Genomic DNA, 24,833 nt, shown 5'->3' with positions numbered 1-24,833 from the left:
CGCTCCGCCACCGCCCCGGAGCGGGGCGGCCTGTCAGGAAAGAAGAGTATTCCGCCTGGATGGCGGGCTGGCAATCGGCGCTAAAGCCGTCTGCGTTAAATCGAACGCAGACGGCTCTCGCTGAGCCTGATCACCAGCAGCTTCACGCCCAAAGGGGATTCCACCTTCGGGCGATCCGCTCTAGGGGCTAGACCCGCCCCGCCTGGCTTTCCTCGCGCTCGCGGATGCGGGCGCGGCGGGCCTCCAGGAAGCCGGCCAGGGCGATGCCCGTGGCCACCACCGCCACCACGATGGTGGCCAGCGCGTTGATTTCCGGCTTCAGCCCCAGGCGGATGGACGAGAACACGATCATCGGCAAGGTGGTGGAGCCGGGGCCGGAGACGAAGCTGGTGATGACCAGATCGTCCAGCGACAGGGTGAAGGCCAGCAGCCAGCCGGAGACGATGGCGGGCGCGATGATGGGCAGGGTGATGACGAAGAACACCTTGGCCGGGCGGGCGCCGAGATCCATCGCCGCCTCCTCCAGCGAGACGTCCATGCTGACCAGGCGCGACTGGATGACCACGGCCACGAAGGACATGGTGAAGGTGATGTGGGCCAGGACGATGGTCAGCACGCCGCGCCCCGCCGGCCAGCCGATCAGCTGTTCCGCGCTGACGAACAGCAGCAGCAGGGCCAGGCCCATGATGACCTCGGGCATGACCAGGGGGGCGGAGATCATGCCGGCGAACAGGGCCCGGCCGCGGAACGCGCCGAACCGCGCCAGCATCAGCCCCGCCAGGGTGCCCAGCACGACGGCGCCGCAGGCGGTGGCGAAAGCGATGCGCAAGGACAGCCACGCCGCCTCCAGCATCTGGCTGTCGGCCAACAGCTCATGATACCAGCGCAGGGAAAAGCCCGTCCAAACGGTGAGCGAGCGGTTGTCGTTGAAGGAATAGACCACCAGCAGCACGATGGGCAGGTACAGGAAGGCCAGCCCAACGCCCAGCAGGACCATCGGCAAACGGGACTTTTTCATCACGCGGCCCCCTTGTCCTGGTCGCGGCCCTGGAAGTGCTGGAAGATCATGATGGGGCCCACCAGGAAGGCCAGCAGGGCGATGGCCACCGCCGAGGCGGACGGCCAGTCACGGCTGTTGAAGAACAGGTTCCACAGCTCCCGCCCGATCATCAGCGTGTCGGACCCGCCCAGCAGCGAGGGGATGACGAATTCACCCACCGCCGGGATGAACACCAGCAGCGACCCGGCGACGATGCCCGGCAGCGACAGCGGCAGGGTGATGGTCAGGAAGGACTTCCACGGCCGGGCGCCCAGGTCGGCCGCCGCCTCCAGCAGGGTGAGGTCCATCTTCTCCAGCGTCGCGTACAGCGGCAGGATCATGAAGGGCAGGTAGGAATAGGTGATGCCGATGTAAACCGCGAGGTCGCTGTACAGGATCTTCAGCGGCTCGTGGATGATGCCCAGGCCCATCAGCAGGTTGTTCAGCAGTCCCTCGTCCTTGAGGATGCTCATCCAGGCGTACACGCGGATGAGGAAGCTGGTCCAGAACGGCAGGATGATCAGCATCAGCAACGGCCCGCGCCGCTTCTCCGGCGCGGTGGCGATGGCATAGGCCATGGGATAGCCGATGACCAGGCAGCACAGCGTGGAGACGAACGCGATCTTCAGCGAGTTCAGGTAGGCCAGCAGGTACAGGTCGTCATCGAACAGCGCCTGGAAGCCGCTGAAACGGATATGCAGGTCCAGACCGCCGTCCACCCATTCGACCAGCTTGGTGAAGGGCGGGATGCCCACCGCCGGCTCCGCCACGCTGATCTTGAGCACGATCAGGAAGGGGATGAAGAAGAACAGCACCAGCCAGGCATAAGGGCCCAGGATGACGCCGCCCCGGCCCGTCAGGCCCAGGCGGCGGGTGACGCCCAGGACGCGGTCCTTGAGGGTGCGCGGCGCCACGGGGGGCAGGCCGGCGGAAGTGCCGGCCGGAACCGGGGAGGACTGGGACGGGTCTTGCGCGGGCATGGCGGCTCCCCTTCCCTCAGTCCGTCAGGACGACGCCGGCGAACGGACGCCAGCACAACCAGACCTCATCGTCCCAGGTGATGGGCAGTTCGGTCCGCCGGGTGACGTTGGGCGCCGTCGCCCGCACGCGTTTCCCGGACGGTAGGTCGATCTGATAGATGGAGATGTCGCCCAGATAGGCGATCTCGCGCACCACGCCGCGGGTCACGTTGCGCCCCGTGTCGGCGTCCGCCGGCCGGTCCTTGGTGATGCTGACCTTCTCCGGCCGGATGGCGACCCAGCAATGGCTGCCGGCCGCCAGGTGGGCGGCATGGGTGACGTACAGGTCGCAGCCGGCCTCCGCCGAGCGGATGAGGGAGTGGTCGGGCTCCGACTCCACGATGTTGCCCTCGAACACGTTCACCGATCCGATGAACTCCGCCGTGAAGCGGCTGTTGGGGTATTCGTAGATCTCGGTGGGCGTGCCGACCTGGGCGATGTGGCCGTGGTCCATGACCGCGATGCGCGAGGACATGGTCATGGCCTCCTCCTGGTCATGGGTCACGACCACGAAGGTGACGCCCAGCTTTTCCTGGATGTTAACCAGCTCGAACTGCGTCTGTTCGCGCAGGCGCTTGTCCAGGGCACCCAGCGGTTCGTCCAGCAGCAGCAGCTTGGGTTTCTTGACCAGGGAGCGGGCGAGCGCCACGCGCTGCCGCTGGCCGCCGGACAGCTGGTGCGGCTTGCGCTTGGCGAAGGGGGTCAGCTTCACCAGTTCCAGCATCTCCGCCACGCGGGTGCGGATCTCATCTTTGGGCACGCCGTCCTGGCGCAGGCCGAAGGCCACGTTGTTCTCCACCGTCATGTGGGGGAACAGGGCATAGGACTGGAACATCATGTTGACCGGGCGGTCGTAAGGCGGGATGCCCGCCATGTCGACGCCATCGATGAAGATGCGGCCCTCGGTCGGCTGCTCGAACCCGGCCAGCATGCGCAGCAGCGTCGTCTTGCCCGACCCCGACCCGCCCAGCAGCGAGAAGAACTCCCCCCGGTAGATCGACAGGCTGACATTGTCCACGGCGGTGAAATCGCCGAAGCGCTTCGTCACCTTTTCGATCTGGATGTAGGGCTTGGCCGCCGGATCGTGCCAGGGCTCGAACTTCATGGCGGGGCCTTTGGCGGCCGGGGGCTTGCCAACGGGACCAGAAGCGGCGGGACCGGAAGCGGCCGGCCGGGGACGTGGGTCGGGGGCGTCGGACATGAGGCGGCGGATCACGAAGCTGGAAGTGGGCCGGATGCGGACGTCCGATGGGCGCTTCCTGGTTGGGAACCGCTTGCCCGGAAAAGCGTTCCGAACTTGCTGAATGCCAGGGTGCGCCCCCGCTGTCCACAGGAACTATGGGGGCCGCGACCCGGGGCCGCGCGTTTTTTCGCAACTGCAAATTTGCCCCTAAATGAGGGGGCCGCCGGCCGGGGCGCCGGCATGAAAAGGGGCGCCAGCCCGCAGGCGGCGCCCCTCCTCTCCCGGTGCCGGAAAAACCCGTTTAGCGGCCGGTCTTGATGCGGGTCCAGGTGCGGTTGCGTTCCTGCTCCGCGCGCTGCGCCAGTTGCTTGATGGTGAACAGCTTGTCCATCACCTCCTTCGGCGGATAGATGCGCGGGTTGTCTTTGATTTCCGGCTTCAGCAAGGGCAGCGAGGCCGGCACGGCATTGGCGTAGGAGACGGCGTTGCTGATGCCGGCCATCACCTTGGGGTCCAGCATGTAGTTGATGTAGGCGTAGGCCTCGGCCACGTTCGGCGCCCCCGCCGGAATGGCCAGGGTGTCGAACCACAGCTGGGCGCCTTCCTTGGGAATGGCGTAGTCGATCTTGACCTTGCCGCCGGAGCGGGCCTGCGCCTGCAGGACGTCGCCGGAATAGCCGATGGCGACACAGGCGTCGCCGCTGGCCAGCGGATCAATGACGGAGGGCACGAAGGTCTTGATGTAGGGGCGGATGCTGGACATCAGCTCCCCCGCCTTCTTCACGTCGTCCGACTTCTCACTGCTGGGCGGCAGGCCCAGGTAATTCAGGACGGACGGCAGGATATCGGCCGGGCTGTCCAGCACGACGATGCCGCAACTGGCCAGCTTCTTGGCGTTCTCCGGATCGAACACCTGCTTCCAGCTGTCGATGGTGGCCGTGCCCAGGGCGGCCTTCACCTTGTCCGGGTTGTAACCGATGCCGACGGTGCCCCACTGGTAGATGGCGGCGTATTCGTTGCCCGGGTCCACCTCCGCCAGGCGGGACATCAGGACGGGGTCCAGATTCTTCAGGTTGGGAATCTTGGACTTGTCCAGCTTCTGCACCGCCTGCGCCTGGATGAACTTGCGCAGGGTGGGCTGGGCCGTGGGGACGATGACGTCATAGCCGGAATTGCCCGTCAGCAGCTTCGCTTCCAGGGTTTCCAGGTCGGTGTAGACATCATACTTGGTCTGGATGCCGGTGGCCTTGGTGAAGTCGGCCAGCGTGGTCTCGCCGATATAGTCGGTCCAGTTATAGACATGAACCGTCTTGCTCTGCGCCCAGGCGGCGCCTGCGACCACCGCCACCAATCCCGCCAGCAGCGGCACCAGCTTCTTTTTCATCCACTTCCCCGTTCTTGGAAAATCGGCCGGGCCATAAGACCCCAGGTCGGGGGGCATTTGCACCCCATGGCGCCGGCCCTGTCAAGCGGAGGGGGTGGCCTGTCGCCCATTTGTACTACATGCCACGCGCCGCCCGCCCCTTTGGGCAAGCCCCGGAAAACACAAGCACCTTTCGACACGCCCCCGGCATCAGGTCGGCGTGCCGCGCGCCGCGATCTCGCGCGTTTCAGGCGTGAGCGGCCGCGCCTCCTTGCCGGCCTGGAACAGGGGGGTGGGCTTGGGCTCCTTGGGCCGGAACTGGTTGAAGCCGCTCAGCTTGCCGCTGGCCTGTTCCAGGGCCACGCGCTCCTGGTCGCGCCGGCGCACCTCCTCCACCGTCTCGTGCGCCTCCTCCTCCGACAAGCCCAGGAACTCCAGCGCGCCCTGGCCGAAGGCCAGCGCCGATTCCAGGGTTTCGCGCACCTGCAGATCCACGCCGGCCGCGATCAGGTGCAGGGTGTGCCGGCGGTCGTAGGCGCGCACCAGCAGGCCGGCGTGGGGAAAGCTGGACTTCACCAGGTCCACGATCTTGTTGGCGGCGTCCTTGCCGTCCACGCACACCGCCACCGCCCGCGCCCGGCCGGCGCCCGAAGCGTGGAGCACGTCCAGATTGGTGCCGTCGCCGTAATAGATCTGGAAGCCGAAGCCGGCGGCCGCCTGGATCATCTCCACATCCGTGTCGATGATGGTGACGTCCAGGCCGCGCGCCAGCAGCGTCTGGCTGACCACCTGGCCGAAACGGCCGAAGCCGATGACCAGTACCGCGCCGTTGAGCCCGTCGGGCCGCGCCAAGCCCTCCGTATCCGGCGCCGGTTCGGGCAGCAGGCTCCACACCACGCGCACGGTCATGGGCGTCAGCACCATGGACAGGATGACGGTGGCGGTCATGACGGCGTTGACCTGCCCGTCCAGCACCCCCACGGCGGCACCGGCGCCGTAGAGCACGAAAGCGAACTCGCCCCCTTGCGCGAACAGGGTGGTGCGCTGAAGCGATTCCCGGCCATCGGCGCCGGACACCCGCGCCACGGCATAGATGGCCGCCGCCTTGGTGATGACACAGCCCGCCAGCACCAGCAGCACCAGGCGCCATTCCGCGACAACCACCGACAGATCCAGCGACATGCCCACAGCCATGAAGAACAGGCCCAGCAGCAGGCCACGGAAAGGCTCGATATCCGCCTCAAGCTGGTGGCGGAAGCCGGACCCGGACAGCAGCACGCCCGCCAGGAAGGCGCCCATGGCCATGGACAGGCCCGAGCTTTCCATGAGCAGCGCCGTGCCCAGCACCACGGCCAGCGCCGCCGCTGTCATCGCCTCCCGCACCCGCGACCCGGCCAGCAGGCCGAACAGCGGGTTCAACACCCAGCGTCCGGCCACGACGACCACGGCCAGGGCGGCGGCCGCCGCCGCCACGCCCACCCAGCTGCCGCGCAAATCGTGGCTGGCCTCCGGCGCCAGCAGCGCCACGACGGCCAGCAGGGGCACCACCGACAAATCCTCCAGCAGCAGGATGGACATGGCGCGTTGGCCAAAGGGGGTCGATATCTCCCCCTTCTCCTCCAGCGTCTGGATGATGGCGGCGGTGGAGGATTGGGCGAAACCCATGGCGGCGACGAAGGCCACCGCGGGCGGGAAGCCCGCGACCACGCCGGCGATGGTCATGAGGGCACCGCAGACGGCCGCCTGAGCCACGCCCAGGCCGAAGATCTGGCGCCGCAAGGTCCACAGCTTGGCTGGCCGCATCTCCAGCCCGATCAGAAACAGGAACATGACGACGCCCAGTTCGGCGAAGTGCAGCACCGCGGCCGGATCGGCCAGGACGCCGAAGCCGAAGGGACCGATGGCGAGGCCCGCCGCCAGATAGCCCAGGATGGAGCCGAAGCCCAGTCGCTTGAACAGTGGCGCCGCCACCACGCCGGCGCCCAGCACCGCCACGATCTGCACCAGGTCGACGCCGGACGACGTGTCGGTCACGCGGGTTCCCCCCAGATATCACCAAGGGGATGCCACCCCGAACGGCTGGCCCCCATACCGAGGCGGACCCTAACAAGGATGCCGCGGGCGGGGCAAGGCGGGCACCGTTGCCCCACCCGCGGCTGTCCAGGGGAAATGCCCCAGCGGGAATGTCTCAGCGGGAATGCCCTAGCGGAAATAATGCGGCAGGAAGCGTGAGGCGCCGGTGATGATCGGGCCCGCATCCTCGCGCACGCACAGGCCGGCGGCCTCATCCCCCACCACCCAGGCGCCCAGCACGACATGCCGGCCATCGTCGCGAGCCAGGTCCACGGCGCGCTGGTAGACCAGCGGCCCCTGCCCGTAGCCACCGGATGTGTGCGCCACCTCCCGCCCGTCGCGGACCAGCCGGATGTTGGCGCCCTCGCGCGCCTGCATGGGCTTGGCGATCCAGTCCGGCCCCACGGCCGCGGCGGAGAAGCCGGCGGGCAGCAGGTTGGGATGGCCGGGGAACAGGTCCCAGAGCACGGTCAGGATGGCCTTGTGCGACAGCAGCATCTTCCACGGCGGCTCCACCACCGTCAGCCCCCCCACCGTCATACCGGCTGTCGGCAGGTGGGCGCCGAAGCGCTCCACCGCCAGCCATTCCCAGGGGTAGAGCTTGAACCACAGGCGCAGCGGCCGGCGCTGCTCATCGACGAAGCGCCTCTTGCCCTTGTCCCAACCCACCTGGGTGATGGGCAGATGGGTGGCGTTCAGGCCGGCCTGGCGCGCCGTGTCCACCAGATACTCCACCGTCCGCAACTCCTCCTCATAGTCGGCGTAGGACGACAGGTGGACCAGGGCGCCGGGCGGCTGGCGCCGGCCGATTTCCCGCCAGCGCGCGATCAACCGCTCATGGATGGAGTTGAACTGGTCGGCGTCGGGCGTCACGTCGCGCAGCCAGAACCACTGCACCACCGCCGATTCGATGAGGGTGGTGGGCGTGTCGGCGTTGTATTCCAGCATCTTGGGCTGGGCCACTTCCTCCCGCTCCGGGTTGAAGGCCAGGTCGAAGCGGCCGTAAAGCGAGGGATCACCCCGCCGCCAACTGTCGATGACATAGGCGCGGTAGGCGGGGCTGAGGCCGAAGCGATCCATCAGGGCGGGCGTCGCCACGATGGCCGCCACCGCCTCGAGGCATAGCTGGTGCAGGGTGTTGGTGGCCGCCTCCAGATGGTCGATCTCCGCCGCGGTGAAGGCATAGGCGGCGCTCTCGTCCCACCACAGCCCCTCCTCCCCGCCGCCGGGCGGCAAGCCCAGCGAATGGTAGGTCAGGCCCTGGGCTTCGATGCGCCGGGTCCAATCGGGGCGGGGCGTGCAGGAAACACGGTCCATGATGGGTCTCCCTTACTCGCCACCCCCGCCGCCGCCATGTCCACCCCCGCCCTCGCCGCCCCCGCCATGGGCGGCGGCGCTTTCCCCGAAGCCGCCGGTTTCAACGCCGCCGGACTTGGAGCTGGAGAGGTAGCTTGTGCCATGGCCGCCGCCACCGCCGCCGGAGCGGCAGTCGGCCTGCTGCTGGTTCTGGTTCGCCTTGCAATCCTGATCATGCTTTGAATCACACCCGCCCAACGACAGCGTCGTCGCGGCGGCCAGGGCCGCCAACGTGATGTGGTGACTGCGTTTCATGGATTTGGTTCCCAAAGGGTTGGCACCGGGGTGCCCCCATCAGCCGGCTCACGTCAAAACGTCTGTTCGAAACCCCGTTGGCCCGAAACCAGTCGGCCGGGGCAACCCCGCGCGATGAAGGGTGCGCCGGCCCGCATCTTTGCACCAATGGCGCCATAACATGTCTGTCCATGCATAATTGTGCGAGACACAGGTTATGCCCGCGACCCGGGAGGGAACGCTGCGCCCTTGACGGCCCGGCCCCGGTGGCGGCACATCCGGCCCATCCCTCTCTGCCCATGGTGCCGTTCCCCATGTTCTGGCGTCCCATGACGGTGGCCGACCTGCCGTCCGTCTTCACCCTGGCCTGCGCCATCCATGTCGACTTCTTCGAAGCGTTCGAGGTCATGGCCGACAAGCTGGCGGCCTATCCCACCGGATGCCTGACCCTGGCGCGGGCCGACGGCGGCATCGGCGGCTATGTCCTCAGCCATCCGTACGCCCGGGGCCGGGTGCCCAAGCTGAACCACATGCTGGGCGGACTGCCGGCGGACGCTGACATCTATTACCTCCACGATGTCGCCATCGACGCCGCCGCCCGCGGCCAAGGCCATGCGGATGCAGCGGTGGCGATACTGACCGAGCACGCCCGCGGCGCTGGCTTCACCGAAATGCGCCTGCTGTCGGTCAACAATTCCACGGCGTTCTGGTCGCGGAAAGGTTTTGCGGCCATACAAGAAACGTCCGTTGACGTGTCCAGCTATGGCGAGGACGCCGTCTATATGGTCAAATTACTTTAAATTGTTCCATCTTAAGTAATAACGGCGATGCCGATATAGCAGATCACGCTCAGCCGAAAGTCAGGGTATAGCCTGCCCGCGAGAACGGCGCGGCATCCTGCCGCACCCCTTACCGGCTGGTGGTTTGCTTCATGCCTTTCCTGAAATCGCTGCGCGGCATCAGCGGCCGCATCCTGGTCGTCCCCGCCCTGGCCTTCTTCACGCTGGCGGCCCTGGGCGGGTACATGGTGATCAATTCCAATCGCACCATCCTGGAGGAACGCCAGGCCCGCGCCCGCATCGCCACCGAGGGGGTGGTGAGCATGATCGAGGTGCTGGAAAAGAAGGCCCAGGCCGGGGAAATCGCCGAGGACAAGGCCCAGGCCCTGGCTATCGACGTGGTACGGGGCTTCCGCTATGACGGCAACCACTACGCCATCATCCATGACCTGACCGGCATGACCCTGGCGAACGGCCAGGGCCCCGCGACGGAGGGCAAGCGCAACCTGGACGCCACCGACGCCAACGGCGTCCATTACGCCCAGGAAATGCTGGATCGCGCCAAGGCCGGCGGCGGCTTCAATTATTATGTCTGGCCACCCAAGGTGGGCGCGCCGCCGGCCCGCAAGGTGACTTACTCCAAGGGCACGGCCCGCTGGCAGTGGGTGGTGTCGTCGGGCATCTACCTGGACGATGTGGAGGCGGCGGCCCGGAGCAGCACGGAGCGTACGGCAGGCCTGGTGGCGACACTGGCGCTGCTGACCCTGGGCCTGGCGCTGTGGCTGAGCCGCAGCATCACCGGGCCGTTGTTCCGTCTGGCCAACGCCACCAACCGCATGGCCGATGGCGATCTGGCCACCCCCGTCCCGGCCGTGGACCTGAAGGATGAGATCGGGACGCTGGCCCAGGCCATCCTGGTGCTGCGCGACCGTTCCGCCGACGCCGTGCACCTGCGCCAGCGGCAGGAAGGCATGAAGGAAGAGGCGGAGCGGGAGCGCAAGGCCGCGCTGTCCCGCCTGGCCCAGGACTTCGAAGGCAGCGTGATGCAGGTGGTCAACGGCATCGCCACCGCCACGACGGAGATGGCCACGGGCGCCACCGCCGCGGCCACGGCCGCCGCCCAGGCCGAAAGCCAGACGACGTCGGCCGCCGCCGCCGCGGAGCAGACCAGCGCCAACGTCGCCACGGTGGCCGCCGCCACGGATCAGTTGAGCGCCTCCATCAGCGAGATCGCGCGCCAGATCAGCCAATCGTCGGCCATCGCCGCCGACGCGGTGGAGGAAGTGGGCCGCACCAGCACCGCCATGAGCGACCTGGCGGCCTCCGCCGCGCGGGTGGGCGACATCGTGGCGCTGATCACCGGCATCGCGGGCCAGACCAACCTGCTGGCCCTGAACGCCACCATCGAGGCCGCCCGGGCGGGCGAGGCCGGCAAGGGCTTCGCCGTCGTCGCCAGCGAGGTGAAGAACCTGGCGACCCAGACCGCCAAGGCGACGGAGGAAATCCAGGCCAAGGTCGCGGAAATCCAGGGCATGACCGATACGGCGGTGGACGCCATCGCCGGCATCGGCCAGACCGTGAACCGCATGAACGAGATCACGGCCGCCGTCGCGGCGGCGGTGGAGGAACAGGGCGCCGCCACGGCGGAAATCGCCGGTAACGTCCAGCAGGCCGCGACCGGCACGCAGCAGGTTTCCGGCAACGTCGCCGCCGCCCGCCGGGCGGTCAGCGAAACCGGCGAGGTCGCCCACACCGTGCGCCACGCTGCCGGTGAGTTGTCAACGGAGGCGGAGCGGCTGCGCGGCCAGGTGCACGCCTTCCTGGCCAACATTCGCTGAGGCCCTCCAACTACGCCGTCACACGTTCAGCAGCAGGTTCTCCCGCTCCCAGCTGGAGATCACCTGCTGGTAGGCGGCGTCCTCAGCCTGCTTCACGGCGGTGACGCAGGCAACGAAGCGTTCGCCGAACAGCTCGCGCAAGGGGCGGCTGGCGTTCAGCTTGGCCAGGGCGTCGCCCTGGTGGCGGGGCAAGGTGAAGGCCAGGCGGTGGGCCGTGCCCTTTACCGGCTCCGTCGGTTCCAGTTCCTGCACCATGCCCAGATAGCCGCAGGCCAGGCTGGCGGCGATGGCCAGATAGGGATTGGCGTCGGCGCCGGCCACGCGGTTCTCCACCCGCCGCGCCTCCGGCGGGCTCAGTGGCACGCGGAAGCCGGTGGTGCGGTTGTCCCGGCCCCAATGCACGTTGATGGGCGCGTCCGACCCCTGCACCAGGCGGCGATAGCTGTTCACATTGGGCGCCAGCAGGGGCATGGCGCTGGGCAGGTATTTCTGCAGGCCGGCGATGTGGCTCATGAACAGCGGCGTGTCGGCGCCATCGGGCCGGCCGAACAGGTTGCGCCCGGTTTGGGCGTCGACCAGCGACTGGTGGATGTGCATGGCGCTGCCCGGTTCGTTCTGCATGGGCTTGGCCATGAAGGTGGCATAGATGCCGTGGCGGATGGCGGCCTCCCGCACCGTGCGCTTGAACAGGAAGACCTGGTCCGCCAGGCTCAGCGCGTCGCCATGGTTGAAGTTGATCTCGATCTGGGCGGCGCCGGCCTCATGGCTCATGGTGTCGACGTCGATGTCCTGCTTCTCGCAGTAGTCGTAGACCGCTTCGAAGATGGGGTCGAACTCGTTGACCGCGTCGATGCCGAAGGCCTGGCGCCCGCTTTCCTGCCGGCCCGAGCGGCCGACGGGCGGGATCAGCGGATAGTCGGGGTCCTTGTTGACCGCCACCAGGAAGAACTCCAGCTCCGGCGCCACCAAGGGCTTCCAGCCCCGTTCCGCATAAAGCTCCAGCACGCGCTTCAGCACCCAGCGCGGGCTGATGTCCACGCTGCCGCCATCGGCATAGACGCAGTCGCAGATGACGGCGGCGGTGGGCGCCTCGTACCAGGGGACCAGACGCACGCTGCCCGGGTCGGGCAGCATGTAGACGTCGGAGTTTTCCGGGTTGGTGACGCTGTTGGGCGGGGTGTCGCCCGTCACGGTCTGGATGAACACGCTTTCGGGCAGGCGCAGGCCCCGGTCGCGCAGGATGCGCAGGAACTTCTCCGCCGGGACGATCTTGCCCCGGGCGATGCCGGACAGGTCGGGGACCAGGCATTCCACTTCGGTGATGCGATTGCCGCGGATGAATTCTTCCAGGACAGCCATGGGTCATGCACCTCGATGATGGGGCCGGCCAGGGAGGAACCACGAGGGGTGGACCGGGCCCGGGCCGGACGGAATCGGCGGGGACGGTCCCATGATATCGGGGCGGGAATGCGGCGCGGCAGCGGCCAAAGCGGGCCGCATCCCTAGCGCTTGCGGCCTATGCCGGGGTGACATCGCCCCCGCGCCGGTGATATGTGCCAAGGGCAACGCCCCCTCAACGAACCGGACCTCCCGTCGCCATGATCCGTTTTTCCGGCCTCCGGGCGCTCAGCTTCCTGGCGCTCGCCCTGCTGGCCGCGCTCCTGGCGTACGCGACCATCTCCCCCCTGCCGGACCTGACCATCGCCGGCTGGTTCTGGACGCCGGAAGGCGGCTTCGCCTGGCGGACGGACCCGGTCGCCAACGTGCTGCATGAGGCGGTGCAGGTTGGCGCCCGCGTCCTGGCCGGCGTCCTGGTGCTGGGCACCGCCTGGACGGCCTGGCACAGCCGATCGCCCCAGGGCCGCTCCCCCCGGCGCGCCACACTCCTGGGCGCCGACGTGCGCGCCTGGGGCTTCCTGCTGCTGTCGCTGGCCATCGGGCCGGGGCTCATCGGCAACGCGGTGCTGAAGGACCATTGGCACCGCGCCCGTCCCGTCCAGGTGGAGGAGTTCGGCGGGGCGGCCCCCTACACCCCGCCGGTGCTGCCGGCGCCCAAGGCCAATTGCGGGCGCAACTGCTCCTTCGTGTCGGGGGACGCGGTGCTGGCCTTCTTCCTGCACAGCTTCGCCTACACCGCCCGGCGGCGGCAGCGCCTGTGGCTCTATGGCGGCTTGGGCGTCGGGGCCGGCGTCGGCCTGCTGCGCATCGGCATGGGCGGCCATTTCTTCAGCGACGTGCTGTATGCCGGCCTGCTGGCGGTGCTGACCAGCGCGCTGCTGCACGCCGTCCTTTACGGACGCCGGACCACCCTGGGGCTGTGGTGCCGCTGGCTGCCCGGCTGACATGATGCCTTCCCCAACCGATAGCTGGCCCGACAGCTGGTACGTCCACTCCTCCCCGCCGGGGCCCGCCGCGCCGGCGCTGGACGGCGACACCGCCTGCGACGTCTGTGTCATCGGGGCCGGCTACACCGGCCTCTCCGCCGCGCTGACCCTGGCGGAGCGCGGCTATGACGTGGCGGTGGTCGAGGCGGAACGGGTGGGCTGGGGGGCATCGGGCCGCAACGGCGGACAGCTCATCAGCGGCTACAACAAATCCATCAGCGCCGTGGCCCGGCTCAGCGGCGCCGAGGACGCGCGCCGCCTTTGGGATCTGGCGGAAGAGGCCAAGACCCTGCTGGTCCAGCGGGTGGAGCGCCACGCCATCGCCTGCGACCTGCGCTGGGGCTACATCAACGCCGCCGCCCGCTCCCGCCATCGCGCCGGATTGTTGGCGCAGCTGCGCGACGCGCAGGACGTGGGCTATGGCCGCCTGCGCCTGGTGGAGGGTGACGACCTGCGCGCCCTGGTGGCCAGCCCCCGCTATGACAGCGGGCTTGAGGACAGCGGCAGCGGCCATCTGCACCCCCTGGCCTACGCCCAGGGCCTGGCCCGCGCCGCGCGCGCGGCCGGCGCGCGGATCTATGAGAACACGCCCGCCCTGGCGATCACCACCGATGCCGCCCCTGTGCTGACCACTCCGCGCGGCCGGGTGCGGGCGCGCTTCCTGGCACTGGCCGGCAACGCCTATCTGGGCGCCTTGGCGCCGGCCTTGACCCGCACCCTGGTGCCCATCGTCACCTACATGCTGGCGACGGAACCCCTGGGGGCTGAACGGGCGGCCGCCCTGCTGCCCGGCGACCACGCCGTGTCGGACACCCATGTCGGGCTGCACTATTTCCGCCGCAGCGCCGACCATCGCCTGCTGTTCGGCGGCGGCGTCAATTTCGCCAACCGCGCGACGGCGGACGCCCAAGCCAAGCTGGCACGGGCCCTGCGACAGTGCTTTCCCCAATTGGCCGGGGTGGGCATCGACCATTTCTGGCATGGCAGCGTGGGCATGACGGTCAGCCGCCTGCCCCAGTTGGGCCGCCTGTCACCCACCGCCTATTTCGCCCATGGCTACAGCGGCCATGGCGTGGCGCTGACCGGCATCTGCGGCCGCGTGCTGGCGGAGGCCATCATGGGCCAGGCCGAGCGCTATGACGTCTTCGCCCGGCTGCCGCAGCGGACCTTCGTGGGGCCGCCGTGGCGCGTGCCCCTGCTGCGGCTGGCCAGTCTATGGTATCGCCTGCGGGATATGGTTTGAGACTGTCGCTCTTTAAAAAAAGGGCAGTTCCGCCTCGACCGGCTCCTGCACCGGGGCCTTGGGCATTTCCGACAGGGGCACGTCGAAGGTGACGACGCTGGCCGGAATGCCGATCAGCAGCAGGGGGCACGGGTTGCCCACGCCCCGATGCACCCGGTCCTCCAGCTTGCGCCAATGGGTGGTGGCGGCGCCGTACTTGTCCTGGCAGAAGGACGCGGCCCAGGCCTCGGCGAAGGACGGCGCGCCGCCGGCCATGCGGCGGGCCACGTCGTCCTGCTGGCGGGTGGTCGGCCGCAGGCCCAGGGCCAGCACGTCGGCGTCACAGGTCAGGCCGCGGCTTTGGGCGAAGCGCCGCACCAGGGGCACCATCTCATCCTGCAGGCTGCGCCCGCGCGTGACGATGACGCCGACGGAAATGACGCCCTCCGCATGCAGGCGCTTGAAGTTCTCCAGGTCGCGGTCGAAGAACGGGTCCTTGTTGTTCCATTCGATCTCCAGCGCGATGACGCCCACGCCGGGAACGTCCCGCACATGATCGACCTCATGGCTGATGGATTCACGGCGCTTGCCGTTCACCCGCTTCTCGATGGTGAAGTGCGCCTTTTCCCAGCCGTGCTCAGCCAATGACCGCCTTAGGCGTTGGGTGATCTTGGCCTCGCCACCGCCAGAGCCCACGATTTCGGTGACGGGGATGGAGAGCGCGCCGATGACGGCGTCCAGCTCGGCCATGGCGTCGGGGAAATCGACACCCAGGATGGCCCGCGCGTGGGAAAGGAACTCCACCTGGAAGCCGCGCTCTAGCAAGGTCGGAAACATTGGGAAGAAACGTCCGCTGGCGATATCGAGGGCGCGACCCTACCCGATCCCGGGCCCCTGTCGATACCGGATCGAACACCCGTGGCGACGCCGCGCCCAAAGGCCGCTGCCGATCGACGCGGCGGGTACGCCTGTAGGCATTTATCACCTTTGATCATACCGCTTAGGGCGGCCGGCTGTCCGGGAGATGCGTAGTCGACCGACGGGCTGGTCGACTAAGGTCCGGGCCGTGGGGGCTGTGCGCCGCCGACTCGGCAGCCGCGGACAGCGCTGCAAAATTCGGCCGAAACGACCCGACTGTGATCGCGCCGATCCGTTGAACAGGAAATGATCCAAGAGGCGACCGTGACCGGACAGCAGGATTTCACGACAACACTGCAATTGAAATCCGCCGGCGACATGGACAAGGCCGAGGATTGGATCCGTGCCAATATTCGCGGACGCTGGGCCGTGGAGTTCCTGGGCATGGAAGAAAAACTGGATCCTGGCCTGAACCGCCGGTCCCAAGTCTTGCATGTCTCCTTTCGTTTCGGCCTGCGGGAAGATCTGGAGCGGTTCAAGCGTGACTATGCCGGCATCAAGACCGCCACGGCCGCGGCCGCCCCCCGGCGGGCTGGCGGAAAGGCAGCCCTGCCGGCAAAGCCGAGGAGCAAGGGGCTTTTTGCGTGGCTACGCTCATGATGGCGCGGCTGCCCCTTGTGATTATCGCTTCCCTTCTAATCGGAAAGACCTATTTTCCCCGCCCCTGGCCACTTTAGATTCCTAATGAATTCATTATTTTGCCAACTTTGCCCCTTAAGTTCTTGCATCTCTCGTCGGCAAAAGGGAGGGGGCCGGCCCATATAGGTGCCGTTCCGCCCCACCCGCGCTGTGAAGAATTGGCTGCCTAATGGAGTAGGTCTATGCCCGGCCAATCCTTTTTCGCACTTGCAGCAGAATATCGGATGGTGTCAGGATCGTGCCAGACGTTTAGAAATATACTCCATGGTTAGCGATTTCAGGGGCGTGCCCCTTACTGTTAATCGCCCATAAACAATCAACCGCAGGCTGGAGCCATGCGCAAATTAAAAGAAACCCTCGGGCCGTCGCTTATTTTGGATCGTCGCTTCCTTGCGTACTTTCATGACATTTTGGTTGCCGGGGTTTCGTTTATTGTTTCGCTGTACCTGCGGGTTGGGGATGGGATTGTCCATTATACCCAAGCACTGGTTCCGGGCGTCATTCTGTTCACGGTCATTGCCGCAGCGGCCTATCGACTGTTCGGCATGAATTCAGGGGTCTGGCGCTACGCTTCGTTGCGCGACCTCATGGCCATTGCCCGGGCCGTCACCACCAGCATCCTCGTGTTCCTGTTGCTGATGTTCCTGGTGACGCGTCTGGATGACCTCCCGCGCTCCGTCCCGCTCATCAACTGGTTCGTGCTGGTCGTCCTGCTCGGGGGCCCGCGCCTGCTCTACCGCTTGGCCAAGGACCGTCGTCTGGCCGGTATCCTTGAGAGCAACGCCCGCGACCGCATCCCGGTGCTGCTGGTCGGCGCCGGTGACGAGGCGGAGATTTTCATCCGCGCCATGGCCACCGACCGGGACGCGGCCTATCGCGTCGTCGGCATCCTGGATGACAAGGGCGGGCGCATCGGCCGTGAAATCCATGGCGTGAAGGTGCTGGGCCGGCTGGCCGAGCTGTCGTCCGTCGTGGGTGACCTCGCCGCTGGCGGCCAGTGCCCGCGCCGCCTGATCCTGACCCGTCCCCGCGCCCGCCTGTCGGGCACCCGCCTGGGCGCGCTGGTGGAGAAGTGCGAGGCGCTGAACCTGGTGCTGGCCCGCCTGCCCGACCTGACCGATTTCCGTGACGCCGTGAACGATGGGCCCATGACCGTGCGCCCCATCGTCATCGAGGATCTGCTGGGCCGCCCGCAGGTGGCGCTGGACAAGGGCGCCATCGACGGCCTGGTGGCCGGCCGCACCGTGCTGGTCACGGGGGCCGGTGGCACCATCGGCTCGGAACTGACGCGCCAGATCGCCCAGTTGAAGCCCCGCCGGCTGATCCTGCTGGATCACAGCGAGTTCAACCTCTACTCCATCGAGATGGAGATGCGGGAGAATTGCCCGGATCTGGACTGCCGCGCCGTGCTGGGCAATGTGCGCGACCGCAGCCGCATCCTGGAAGTGTTCCATGAGGAGAAGCCGGAACTGGTGTTCCACGCCGCCGCGCTGAAGCATGTGCCGATGGTGGAGCTGAACCCGGTTGAAGGCGTGCTGACCAACGTGATGGGCACCCGCAACGTGGCCGACGCGGCCATCGCCGCCGGGGCCGCCGCCATGGTGCTGATCTCCACCGACAAGGCCGTGCGCTCCACCAACGTGATGGGCGCCACGAAGCGCATCGCGGAGTGCTACTGCCAGGCCCTGGACATCGTCGCGTCCAGCGGCGCGGGCAAGGGCTGGCAAACCCGGTTCATGACCGTGCGCTTCGGCAACGTGCTGGGCTCCACCGGATCGGTGGTGCCGCTGTTCAGCCGCCAGCTGCGCGCCGGCGGACCGCTGACCGTGACCCATCCGGAAGTGTGCCGGTATTTCATGACGGTGCGCGAAGCGGTGGAACTGGTGCTGCAGGCCTCCGCTTACGGCATGAACGCCGGCCGGGATGACCGGGGCCGCATCTTCGTGCTGGACATGGGCCAGCCGGTGAAGATCGTGGACCTGGCGCGCCAGATGATCCGCTTGGCCGGCCTGCGTCCGGACAAGGACATCAAGATCACCTTCACCGGCCTGCGTCCCGGCGAAAAGCTGTACGAGGAAATGTTCGCCGCCGCCGAGCCGCCGGAGCAGACCTCCGCCGAGGGCGTGCTGGTGGCTTCCCCGCGTGCGGTGGACTTGGCCATCCTGCGCCGCTCGCTGGACGAGCTGGACGCCGCCTGCGCCACCGCCGACGCCGTCCGCCTGCAGGCCTTGCTGCACCATATCGTTCCGGACTACAGCCAGCTGGAGCCGGTTCCCCTGCCCTCGGAAACCGTGCTGCCTAACCAGGCGTGATACGCCCTGAAAGACGAAGGCCTGAAAGACGAAGGCCCGGAACATCCCGTTCCGGGCCTTTTACTTTGCGCCGCATCCGCTGGAGCGGGCGAGCCGGGAACCCGCGCGGCTGCTTACGGCACTCGGGCGAAGCGCACGGGCGCGTCGGACCAGTCCACCAGGACGATGGCATAGGGGCTGGTCAGGCTGCCGGTGGCGCTGTTGCGGGAGGACTGGTCGAACTCGTGATACTCCACCACCAGCCGGTCGCGCATGCCGTCGCGGTGTTCCACCCGGGTGTTGACCACCTCGACCCCGGCCCCGGAAGAATTGCGGGACCCGACGAATACCCCCAGGGCCATCAGGCGGTCCGGAAGGGTGCCGGGTGCGCGCATCCCCACCAGATCCCACAGCGACTGCCATTCAGCCTGGTTGCGCGCCACCAGATAGGTCGTGCTCTGCGCCCGGCTGAGGGTGCCGTGCCATTCCCCCCGGCCAACCAGGCTGGGTGAGACGGCCGCTGGCAGGGGGTTGTCGTTGGGCGGCGGTTCCCCGCCCAACCAGGCCATGCTGCTGGAGCAGCCGCTCAGGACCATCCCCATCCCAACGGCAAGCCCCAAGGCCGCAAGGCGGCGCAGAGGCGCCCGCCCATGACGATGCGTCACCCCCGCCCGGCTGTCGCATCGGGCGCAGGTTTGGCTCCGGGAACCCTCCCGGCGGATGAACCGGGGGCGGATCATGCCACCCGGGGCAGGACGGTTTCCACCAGGGTCGCCCAGTAACTGGCACCCATCGGCAGAACATCGTCGTTGAAGTCGTAACGGGGATTGTGCAGGGCGCAGCCCAGCGCGCTGCCGCCCTGGCCCAGCCAGACATAGGAACCGGGGCGGGCGTTCAGCATGTAGGCGAAGTCCTCCGCCCCCATGCTGGGCCCCATGTCGCTCAGCACATTCTCCGGCCCCGCCACCTTGGCCGCCACGGCCGCCGCGATGGCCGAAGGCTCGGCATGGTTGATGGTCGGTGGATACCCCAGGTGATAGACCAGCTCACCGGTGGCGCCGAAGACGGGCGGCAGAGTGGTCACCAGGTTGCGCAAGCCATCCTCCAACTGCTGCCGTATCTCAGGCGTCAGGGCGCGCACGGTGCCGGCCAGCTTCACCTCGTTGGGAATGATGTTGTAGGCGGTACCGGCATGGATGCGGGTGATGCTGACCACGCCGCACTCGACGGGGGAGATGGTGCGGCTGACCAAAGTCTGCGCCGCCACCACCAGTTGGGCCGCCACCACCACGGGGTCCACGCCCAGGTGCGGCTGGGCGGCATGGCCGCCGCGCCCCTGGATGGTGATCTCGAAGCGGTCGGCGCCGGCCATAACCGGCCCCGGGCGCACGCCCATCTTGCCCGGCGGCAGTTCCGGCCAATTGTGCATGCCGAAGACCAGGTCGCAGGGGAAGCGGTCGAACAGCCCCTCCTCCACCATGCGCTTGCCGCCGCCGGCCCCCTCCTCCGCCGGCTGGAAGATGAAGTTCACGGTGCCGGAGAAATTGCGGGTTTCCGCCAGGTAGCGCGCGGCCCCCAGCAGCATGGTGGTGTGCCCGTCATGGCCGCAGGCGTGCATCTTGCCCGCCACCTTGGAGGCGTGGGCGAAGGTGTTCTCCTCCTGCATGGGCAGGGCGTCCATGTCGGCGCGCAGGCCGATGGTCTTGCCGGTGTCGCGCCCCTCCCCCTTCAGCACGCCCACCACGCCGGTGCCGGCCAGGCCCTGGTGAACCTCGATCCCGAAGCCGGTCAGTTTCTCCGCCACGAAAGCGGCGGTCCGCGTCTCTTCGAACGCGACTTCGGGATGTTCGTGGATGTGGTGCCGCCAGGCCGTCATATCGGCATGGAAGTCGGCGATGCGGTTCTGAATGGCCATGACCGGGTTCCCGGGACGCACGCGAGGCGAAGCGAAGGACGAAAACGCGCCGACACCGCCCCAGACCAGGGCGGTGTCGATCGCGCGGGCTTGATTAACGTATCATAGCCACGGCACGGGGGTCCCCGCCAGGGGGTTCCCCACCGGGCAGGCTGGGCGGGGCCTTACGACGCAGTTTCCAGCGGCAGGTGCAGGATCACCCGAAGCCCGCCTTCCTCCCTGTTCTCAAGCCGGATTTCGCCGCCATGGGCCCGCACCACGTCATTGGCGACCGAAAGGCCCAGGCCGGTGCCGCCGGTGTCGCGGGAGCGCGACGCCTCCAGCCGGTAGAAGGGGCGGAAGACGTTATCCCACTCCTCCTCCGGAATTCCCGGCCCCTCATCGGTGACGAAAACCGCCACCGTTTCCCCTTGCACGGCCACGGCCACGTCCGCGCTGACGCCGTACTTGAGGGCGTTCTCCACCACATTGGTGAAGGCGCGTTTCAGGGCGGTGCGGCGGCCGACCACCCGCACCGGCCCGGGCGCGGGGCTGAAGCCGACGGGCTTGCCCGCGTCGCGGTAGTCCTCCGCCGCGCGGGCCAGCAGCAGATTGAGGTCCAGGGGCTCCAGCGTCTCCTGCGCCGCTTCATCGCGGGCGAAGGCCAGGGTGGCGCCGATCATCGACTCCATCTCGCCCAGGTCTTCCAGCATCTTCTCCCGCACGCCATCATCGTCCACGAACTCCGCCCGCAGGCGCATGCGGGTCAGCGGCGTGCGCAGGTCATGCGACACGGCGGCCAGCATACGCGTGCGATCCTCCACGAAGGCGCGCAGGCGGCGTTGCATCTTGTTGAAGGCCGCGGCGGCCAGCCGCACCTCGCGCGGGCCGGTTTCGTCCAGGGACGGGGCGTTCATGTCCACGCCCAGCCGGTCAGCCGCGGCGGCGAAGCGGCGCAGCGGCCGCGTGGTGAAGCCCAGCACCCAGGCGGACAGCAGAATGGCCACGGCGGCGCTGCCGGCCAGGGAGGCCAGGAAACCCGGTTCCGACAGGGCGTCGGCCCCTGCCATCGGAATGTGAACGTTCAGCCAGCTGCCGTCGGCCAACTGGTGGCTGGCCATGACGTATTTCGGCTCCGGCGGGGGGGTGGTGATGGTGCCGAAGGGCGGCAGGGCGATCATGTCGGTATGATGGGGGCCCGGGGAGCTGACGTTGGGCTTCTCATAGACGTCCAGCGACACCTCCTGCGTGGTGCCGCCGACGTTGACCTTGAAATTGCCGTCGCGCAGGCCGGCCAGCATCTTGTCGCGGATGTCCGCCGGCTGGTGGTCCACCACGCCGGCGATGCTGGCCAAGCATCCGGCCAATTGCCCGCTCTGGGCGGCGGCCACCGCCTCCGCCCTGTCCGTCCGGTACAGGCCCAGGGCGATGGCCTGGCTCAACAGGATGCCGCCGACCAGCACGGCGAAGATGGAATACGACATGCGGTCGGTCAGGGCCCTCATGGCGTGCCCACCTCGGCGGAGAAGATATAGCCGCCCGATCGCACCGTCTTGATGATGGCGGGATCGGCCGGATCGGTTTCGATCTTGCGGCGCAGGCGGCTGATCTGCACATCGATGGACCGGTCGAAAGGTCCGGCGGCCCGGCCCCGCGTGATTTCCAGCAGGTCGTCGCGCGACAGCACCCGGCGCGGCCTCTGCACCAGGGCCAGCAGCAGTTCATATTCACCGGCGGTCAGCGCGATCTCCTCCCCCGAGGCTGCGCTGAGACGCCGCTGGGCCGGGTCCAGCATGTAGCCGGCGAAGCTGAACGCCCCCGCGGCCGGACCGCCGCCGGGTGCCGCCCCTTGGGACCGGCGCAGCACGGCCTTGATGCGCGCCACCAGTTCGCGGGGATTGAAGGGCTTGGGCAGGTAATCGTCGGCACCGATCTCCAGGCCCAGGATGCGGTCGGCATCCTCCCCCATCGCGGACAGCATGACCACCGGCGGGCCGGATTCGGCGCGGATGGCGCGGCACAGGGCCAGCCCATCCTCGCCCGGCAGCATCAGGTCCAGGACGATCAGGTCGATGTTCCGGTCGGCCAGGAACTTGCGCATCTCCTGCCCGTCGCGGGCGGCGGTGACGCGATAGCCGTGGCGGGTCAGGTAACGGGTCAGCAGATCGCGGATTTCCCGGTCGTCGTCGACCACCAGCAAATGAATGTTCTCAGACATCTCTCGTCCCATATGCGGGCCCTGGACCCGCCCCCGGCGATGGCAATCGCGGCGACGCCGGGGGGCCTGTCCAAGCATGGACAACTGTACCGGCAATCCCCGTCGCGACCGATGGTGATGTTGTAACGACACTGTAAATGCCCGCAAGGGCGGTTACGCACTGTTTCATTCGGCGGCACCGCCGGAAATCACGGCGAAACAGGCCCATGGTGGGATGGGACCGTCAACGAACAACAGGAAGCCTGGGGCTGGGGAGCCCAAGCGCGGGCTGATCTTCACCCAACGCAGACCCCGTCCCACACGCCAAACCGTCCTTGAGGAGAACCACCATGAACCGCTTCGCCGCCTTCCTGACCGCCACCGCCCTGATGATGGGTGCCGCGGCCCCGGCCTTCGCCGACGACGCCACGGTCAGCAGCTCCGACGCCCGCAAGGCCGTCCAGTCCTACCTGCAGGCCCACGACAAGGCCAACCTGCGGGTCGGCAACGCCACCCGCAAGGACACGTACTACGCCGTGTCCGTCGCCACCGCCGAAGGCATCCCCGTGACCTCGTTCCGCGTCGATGCCGCCAGCGGCAAGGTCATGGATCGCTAAGCCCGAATGAACAGCGTTCGCGGATGCGCCGCCTGGCGCAATCCGCACCGATGCGAGACCGGCGGCGGTGGCGCCCCTTCCCCAATGCCGGTTCGAAACGGGATGGCCAGATGGTCGTGTGGCCATCCCTGATCGCACCCGGCGGACGGTGACCCGTAAGCACCGTCCGCCGGTTTCACCCTCGCCCCACCTTCCCGGCCGTCCCAGCCCTCCCACCTTCGGAGACGCCTCATCATGAAAAGCCGACGCGGGCCCCTGCTCACGCTGACGGATGGCGGTGAAGGCGGCTCCCTGCAACAGCGCCTGTTTGAACGCCTGCGCCACGCCATCGCCACCGGCATCGTCGCCCCGGGCGAGCGCCTGCCCTCCACCCGCACCCTGGCGCGGGACATGGGCCTGTCGCGCAACACCGCCGTCGCCGCCATCGAGCGCCTGACGGCCGAGGGTTACCTGGAATCCCGTGTCGGCTCCGGCACCTTCGTCGTGGAAAACCTGCCGCCCGACTACGCCCCGGCCGAGAGCCGCGCGCCGGCGCCACGCCCCCAAGGGGCGACGGCGACGGAGGCGGCACTGCCCTCGCCGACCCTGCCCTTCCGCCCCGGCATCGCCGCCGGCGACCAATTGGACATCGAGGCCTGGCGGCGGGTGCTGGGCCGGTCCTGGCGCACCCTGTCGGCCCGCGCGCTGGAGCGTGACAGCGCCCCGGGCTGGCGCCCCCTGCGCGTGGCCCTGGCCGGCTTTCTGGAGGCCAGCCGCGGCCTGCGCTGCCATCCCGACCAGATTCTGATCCTACCCGGCCGTGCCGCCGCCCTGGACCTGGCCGTCGGCCTGGCCGCCGCCCCGGGCGACCGGGTGTGGACCGAAGACCCGGGTTGCCCGTTGACACGGGCGCTGGTGCGGCGCCTGGGCATGACGCCCGTGCCCGTGCCCGCCGACGCCGACGGGCTGGATCCGGCCAAGGGCGCGGCCCTGGCGCCGGACGCCCGGCTGGCCGTGGTCACCGCCAATTGCCAGATGCCCCTGGGCACGGTGATGAGCCTGGAGCGCCGCCATGCGCTGCTGGACTGGGCCGCCCGGGTGGACGCGCGCATCATCGAGGATGACGGCGACGGTGGCTTCACCTTCGACACCCGTCCGCCGGCGACGCTGATGAGCTTGGACCGGGCCCCCGGCCGGGGCGGCCGCGTCCTGCATGTCGGCGGGTTCGAGCGCATCCTCTATCCCGGGCTGCGCATCGCCTATCTGGTCGTGCCAGAGGACCTGCTGGACCGGGCGCTGGAGATGCGTGCGCTGTTCGAGTTGCACGCCCCCGTGGTGGAGCAGAGCGCGCTGGCGGAATTCATCGACGAGGGGCACCTGGCCTCCCACCTGCGGCGGGCGCGGCTGACTTACCAGGAACGGCGGGAGACGCTGATCGATGCCGCCCGCCGCCTGTGGGCGGGCGCCTTGACCCTGACGCCGGCGGCGGCCGGCCTGCAGATGGCCGCCCGCCTGGCGGACGGCTTGGCGCTGAAGCCGGCGCCGGGCGCGTCCCGCCTGGTTACCCCGTCCCTGGCGCCCACCATGGCGCTGGCGCCCGACATGGCCCTACGCGACGCCGCCCGTGCCCGGTCCATCGATGTGACGCCGCTCAGCGGCTTCCACGCCGGCCGCGACTGCCCCCAGGGCCTGGTGCTGGGCTACGCCGCCTTTTCGCCCCCCCTGATCCTCAAGGCGGCCCAACGCCTGGCGGAGACGCTGGACGCGCATGCGGGCGCCGCCTGTGCCTATTGACGCCCGTTGATTAC

Annotated in this window: 21 protein-coding genes; 8 read left to right on the top strand and 13 right to left on the bottom strand. The window is 68.4% G+C overall.

What is annotated here, in order from left to right; all coding sequences use genetic code 11:
• Nucleotides 1-187 precede the first annotated feature (187 nt).
• The 7 genes from ULB03_RS11310 to ULB03_RS11280 form a co-directional block, all read right to left on the bottom strand.
• Nucleotides 188-1,018, bottom strand: a complete 831-nt coding sequence (locus ULB03_RS11310) for an ABC transporter permease subunit (RefSeq protein WP_322483212.1) — start codon at nt 1,016-1,018, stop codon at nt 188-190.
• Entirely contained in the window at nt 1,018-2,019 is a 1,002-nt protein-coding gene (locus ULB03_RS11305) for an ABC transporter permease subunit (protein ID WP_322483211.1), read from the bottom strand. The genes ULB03_RS11310 and ULB03_RS11305 overlap by 1 nt, the downstream gene beginning before the upstream one ends.
• Nucleotides 2,020-2,035: 16 nt before the next feature.
• Nucleotides 2,036-3,163 carry an ABC transporter ATP-binding protein gene (locus ULB03_RS11300; RefSeq protein ID WP_322483210.1) on the bottom strand — a complete coding sequence of 376 codons (1,128 nt, stop codon included), beginning with the start codon at nt 3,161-3,163 and terminating at the stop codon, nt 2,036-2,038.
• A gap of 379 nt (nt 3,164-3,542) precedes the next feature.
• Complete coding sequence (locus tag ULB03_RS11295) at nt 3,543-4,625, bottom strand: polyamine ABC transporter substrate-binding protein (protein ID WP_322483209.1); 1,083 nt, start codon at nt 4,623-4,625, stop codon at nt 3,543-3,545.
• Nucleotides 4,626-4,814: 189 nt separating this feature from the next.
• A complete protein-coding gene (locus ULB03_RS11290) occupies nt 4,815-6,638 on the bottom strand; it encodes a monovalent cation:proton antiporter-2 (CPA2) family protein (protein WP_322483208.1) in 1,824 nt (607 codons plus the stop codon).
• 168 nt (nt 6,639-6,806) lie between these two features.
• A complete protein-coding gene (locus ULB03_RS11285; protein ID WP_322483207.1) occupies nt 6,807-7,994 on the bottom strand; it encodes a glutathionylspermidine synthase family protein in 1,188 nt (395 codons plus the stop codon).
• A 12-nt stretch (nt 7,995-8,006) separates the two neighbouring features.
• On the bottom strand, nt 8,007-8,288 hold the full coding sequence (locus ULB03_RS11280) for a hypothetical protein (protein WP_322483206.1): 282 nt from the start codon (nt 8,286-8,288) through the stop codon (nt 8,007-8,009).
• Nucleotides 8,289-8,581: 293 nt separating this feature from the next.
• Here ULB03_RS11280 and ULB03_RS11275 point away from each other — a divergent pair, with 293 nt between their 5' ends.
• Both ULB03_RS11275 and ULB03_RS11270 read left to right on the top strand, forming a co-directional pair.
• Complete coding sequence (locus ULB03_RS11275; RefSeq protein ID WP_322483205.1) at nt 8,582-9,067, top strand: GNAT family N-acetyltransferase; 486 nt, start codon at nt 8,582-8,584, stop codon at nt 9,065-9,067.
• A gap of 131 nt (nt 9,068-9,198) precedes the next feature.
• The gene (locus ULB03_RS11270) at nt 9,199-10,884 is read left to right on the top strand and encodes a methyl-accepting chemotaxis protein (protein ID WP_322483204.1); all 1,686 of its coding nucleotides are present in this window, start codon (nt 9,199-9,201) and stop codon (nt 10,882-10,884) included.
• A gap of 18 nt (nt 10,885-10,902) precedes the next feature.
• Here the strand turns inward: ULB03_RS11270 and ULB03_RS11265 are convergent, their stop codons facing one another.
• Complete coding sequence (locus ULB03_RS11265; RefSeq protein WP_322483203.1) at nt 10,903-12,243, bottom strand: glutamine synthetase family protein; 1,341 nt, start codon at nt 12,241-12,243, stop codon at nt 10,903-10,905.
• A 239-nt stretch (nt 12,244-12,482) separates the two neighbouring features.
• On the opposite strand from ULB03_RS11265, the gene ULB03_RS11260 reads away from it, so the two are divergent.
• Both ULB03_RS11260 and ULB03_RS11255 read left to right on the top strand, forming a co-directional pair.
• Nucleotides 12,483-13,226 (top strand): phosphatase PAP2 family protein, encoded by a 744-nt coding sequence (locus ULB03_RS11260; RefSeq protein WP_322483202.1) that lies wholly within the window; start codon nt 12,483-12,485, stop codon nt 13,224-13,226.
• Nucleotide 13,227: 1 nt separating this feature from the next.
• Nucleotides 13,228-14,511, top strand: a complete 1,284-nt coding sequence (locus ULB03_RS11255) for an NAD(P)/FAD-dependent oxidoreductase (protein WP_322483201.1) — start codon at nt 13,228-13,230, stop codon at nt 14,509-14,511.
• A 12-nt stretch (nt 14,512-14,523) separates the two neighbouring features.
• On the opposite strand, the gene ULB03_RS11250 is transcribed toward ULB03_RS11255, so the two are convergent.
• A complete protein-coding gene (locus ULB03_RS11250) occupies nt 14,524-15,327 on the bottom strand; it encodes a BglII/BstYI family type II restriction endonuclease (RefSeq protein WP_322483200.1) in 804 nt (267 codons plus the stop codon).
• Between the two features lie 327 nt (nt 15,328-15,654).
• On the opposite strand from ULB03_RS11250, the gene ULB03_RS11245 reads away from it, so the two are divergent.
• Nucleotides 15,655-16,008, top strand: coding sequence for a hypothetical protein (locus ULB03_RS11245; RefSeq protein WP_322483199.1), 354 nt, complete (start codon nt 15,655-15,657; stop codon nt 16,006-16,008).
• Nucleotides 16,009-16,382: 374 nt separating this feature from the next.
• Entirely contained in the window at nt 16,383-18,359 is a 1,977-nt protein-coding gene (locus ULB03_RS11240; RefSeq protein WP_416211123.1) for a polysaccharide biosynthesis protein, read from the top strand.
• Between the two features lie 113 nt (nt 18,360-18,472).
• Here the strand turns inward: ULB03_RS11240 and ULB03_RS11235 are convergent, their stop codons facing one another.
• From ULB03_RS11235 to ULB03_RS11220, 4 genes are all read right to left on the bottom strand, one after another.
• A complete protein-coding gene (locus tag ULB03_RS11235; protein WP_322483197.1) occupies nt 18,473-18,940 on the bottom strand; it encodes a hypothetical protein in 468 nt (155 codons plus the stop codon).
• Nucleotides 18,941-19,074: 134 nt separating this feature from the next.
• A complete protein-coding gene (locus ULB03_RS11230) occupies nt 19,075-20,253 on the bottom strand; it encodes a M20 aminoacylase family protein (protein ID WP_322483196.1) in 1,179 nt (392 codons plus the stop codon).
• Nucleotides 20,254-20,417: 164 nt separating this feature from the next.
• Nucleotides 20,418-21,737: an ATP-binding protein gene (locus tag ULB03_RS11225; protein WP_322483195.1), complete on the bottom strand. Its 1,320-nt coding sequence runs from the start codon at nt 21,735-21,737 to the stop codon at nt 20,418-20,420.
• Complete coding sequence (locus ULB03_RS11220; RefSeq protein ID WP_322483194.1) at nt 21,734-22,450, bottom strand: response regulator; 717 nt, start codon at nt 22,448-22,450, stop codon at nt 21,734-21,736. The genes ULB03_RS11225 and ULB03_RS11220 overlap by 4 nt, the downstream gene beginning before the upstream one ends.
• A gap of 329 nt (nt 22,451-22,779) precedes the next feature.
• On the opposite strand from ULB03_RS11220, the gene ULB03_RS11215 reads away from it, so the two are divergent.
• Both ULB03_RS11215 and pdxR read left to right on the top strand, forming a co-directional pair.
• Nucleotides 22,780-23,046, top strand: a complete 267-nt coding sequence (locus ULB03_RS11215; protein ID WP_322483193.1) for a hypothetical protein — start codon at nt 22,780-22,782, stop codon at nt 23,044-23,046.
• Nucleotides 23,047-23,280: 234 nt separating this feature from the next.
• Nucleotides 23,281-24,819, top strand: a complete 1,539-nt coding sequence (gene pdxR, locus ULB03_RS11210) for a MocR-like pyridoxine biosynthesis transcription factor PdxR (protein WP_322483192.1) — start codon at nt 23,281-23,283, stop codon at nt 24,817-24,819.
• Nucleotides 24,820-24,833: the final 14 nt, after the last annotated feature.

The organism is Nitrospirillum goiasense (assembly GCF_034427435.1).
In the GTDB taxonomy this organism is placed as follows: domain Bacteria; phylum Pseudomonadota; class Alphaproteobacteria; order Azospirillales; family Azospirillaceae; genus Nitrospirillum.
This window is presented reverse-complemented; position numbering and strand designations above follow the sequence as displayed.

Coding starts and splice junctions, on each gene's coding strand:
- ULB03_RS11310 (WP_322483212.1), bottom strand. CDS start 1,018: ATGAAAAAGTCCCGTTTGCCGATGGTCCTGCTGGGCGTTGGGCTGGCC.
- ULB03_RS11305 (WP_322483211.1), bottom strand. CDS start 2,019: ATGCCCGCGCAAGACCCGTCCCAGTCCTCCCCGGTTCCGGCCGGCACT.
- ULB03_RS11300 (WP_322483210.1), bottom strand. CDS start 3,163: ATGAAGTTCGAGCCCTGGCACGATCCGGCGGCCAAGCCCTACATCCAG.
- ULB03_RS11295 (WP_322483209.1), bottom strand. CDS start 4,625: ATGAAAAAGAAGCTGGTGCCGCTGCTGGCGGGATTGGTGGCGGTGGTC.
- ULB03_RS11285 (WP_322483207.1), bottom strand. CDS start 7,994: ATGGACCGTGTTTCCTGCACGCCCCGCCCCGATTGGACCCGGCGCATC.
- ULB03_RS11280 (WP_322483206.1), bottom strand. CDS start 8,288: ATGAAACGCAGTCACCACATCACGTTGGCGGCCCTGGCCGCCGCGACG.
- ULB03_RS11275 (WP_322483205.1), top strand. CDS start 8,582: ATGTTCTGGCGTCCCATGACGGTGGCCGACCTGCCGTCCGTCTTCACC.
- ULB03_RS11270 (WP_322483204.1), top strand. CDS start 9,199: ATGCCTTTCCTGAAATCGCTGCGCGGCATCAGCGGCCGCATCCTGGTC.
- ULB03_RS11265 (WP_322483203.1), bottom strand. CDS start 12,243: ATGGCTGTCCTGGAAGAATTCATCCGCGGCAATCGCATCACCGAAGTG.
- ULB03_RS11260 (WP_322483202.1), top strand. CDS start 12,483: ATGATCCGTTTTTCCGGCCTCCGGGCGCTCAGCTTCCTGGCGCTCGCC.
- ULB03_RS11255 (WP_322483201.1), top strand. CDS start 13,228: ATGATGCCTTCCCCAACCGATAGCTGGCCCGACAGCTGGTACGTCCAC.
- ULB03_RS11250 (WP_322483200.1), bottom strand. CDS start 15,327: ATGTTTCCGACCTTGCTAGAGCGCGGCTTCCAGGTGGAGTTCCTTTCC.
- ULB03_RS11245 (WP_322483199.1), top strand. CDS start 15,655: ATGATCCAAGAGGCGACCGTGACCGGACAGCAGGATTTCACGACAACA.
- ULB03_RS11240 (WP_416211123.1), top strand. CDS start 16,383: ATGCGCAAATTAAAAGAAACCCTCGGGCCGTCGCTTATTTTGGATCGT.
- ULB03_RS11235 (WP_322483197.1), bottom strand. CDS start 18,940: ATGGGGATGGTCCTGAGCGGCTGCTCCAGCAGCATGGCCTGGTTGGGC.
- ULB03_RS11230 (WP_322483196.1), bottom strand. CDS start 20,253: ATGGCCATTCAGAACCGCATCGCCGACTTCCATGCCGATATGACGGCC.
- ULB03_RS11225 (WP_322483195.1), bottom strand. CDS start 21,737: ATGAGGGCCCTGACCGACCGCATGTCGTATTCCATCTTCGCCGTGCTG.
- ULB03_RS11220 (WP_322483194.1), bottom strand. CDS start 22,450: ATGTCTGAGAACATTCATTTGCTGGTGGTCGACGACGACCGGGAAATC.
- ULB03_RS11215 (WP_322483193.1), top strand. CDS start 22,780: ATGAACCGCTTCGCCGCCTTCCTGACCGCCACCGCCCTGATGATGGGT.
- pdxR (WP_322483192.1), top strand. CDS start 23,281: ATGAAAAGCCGACGCGGGCCCCTGCTCACGCTGACGGATGGCGGTGAA.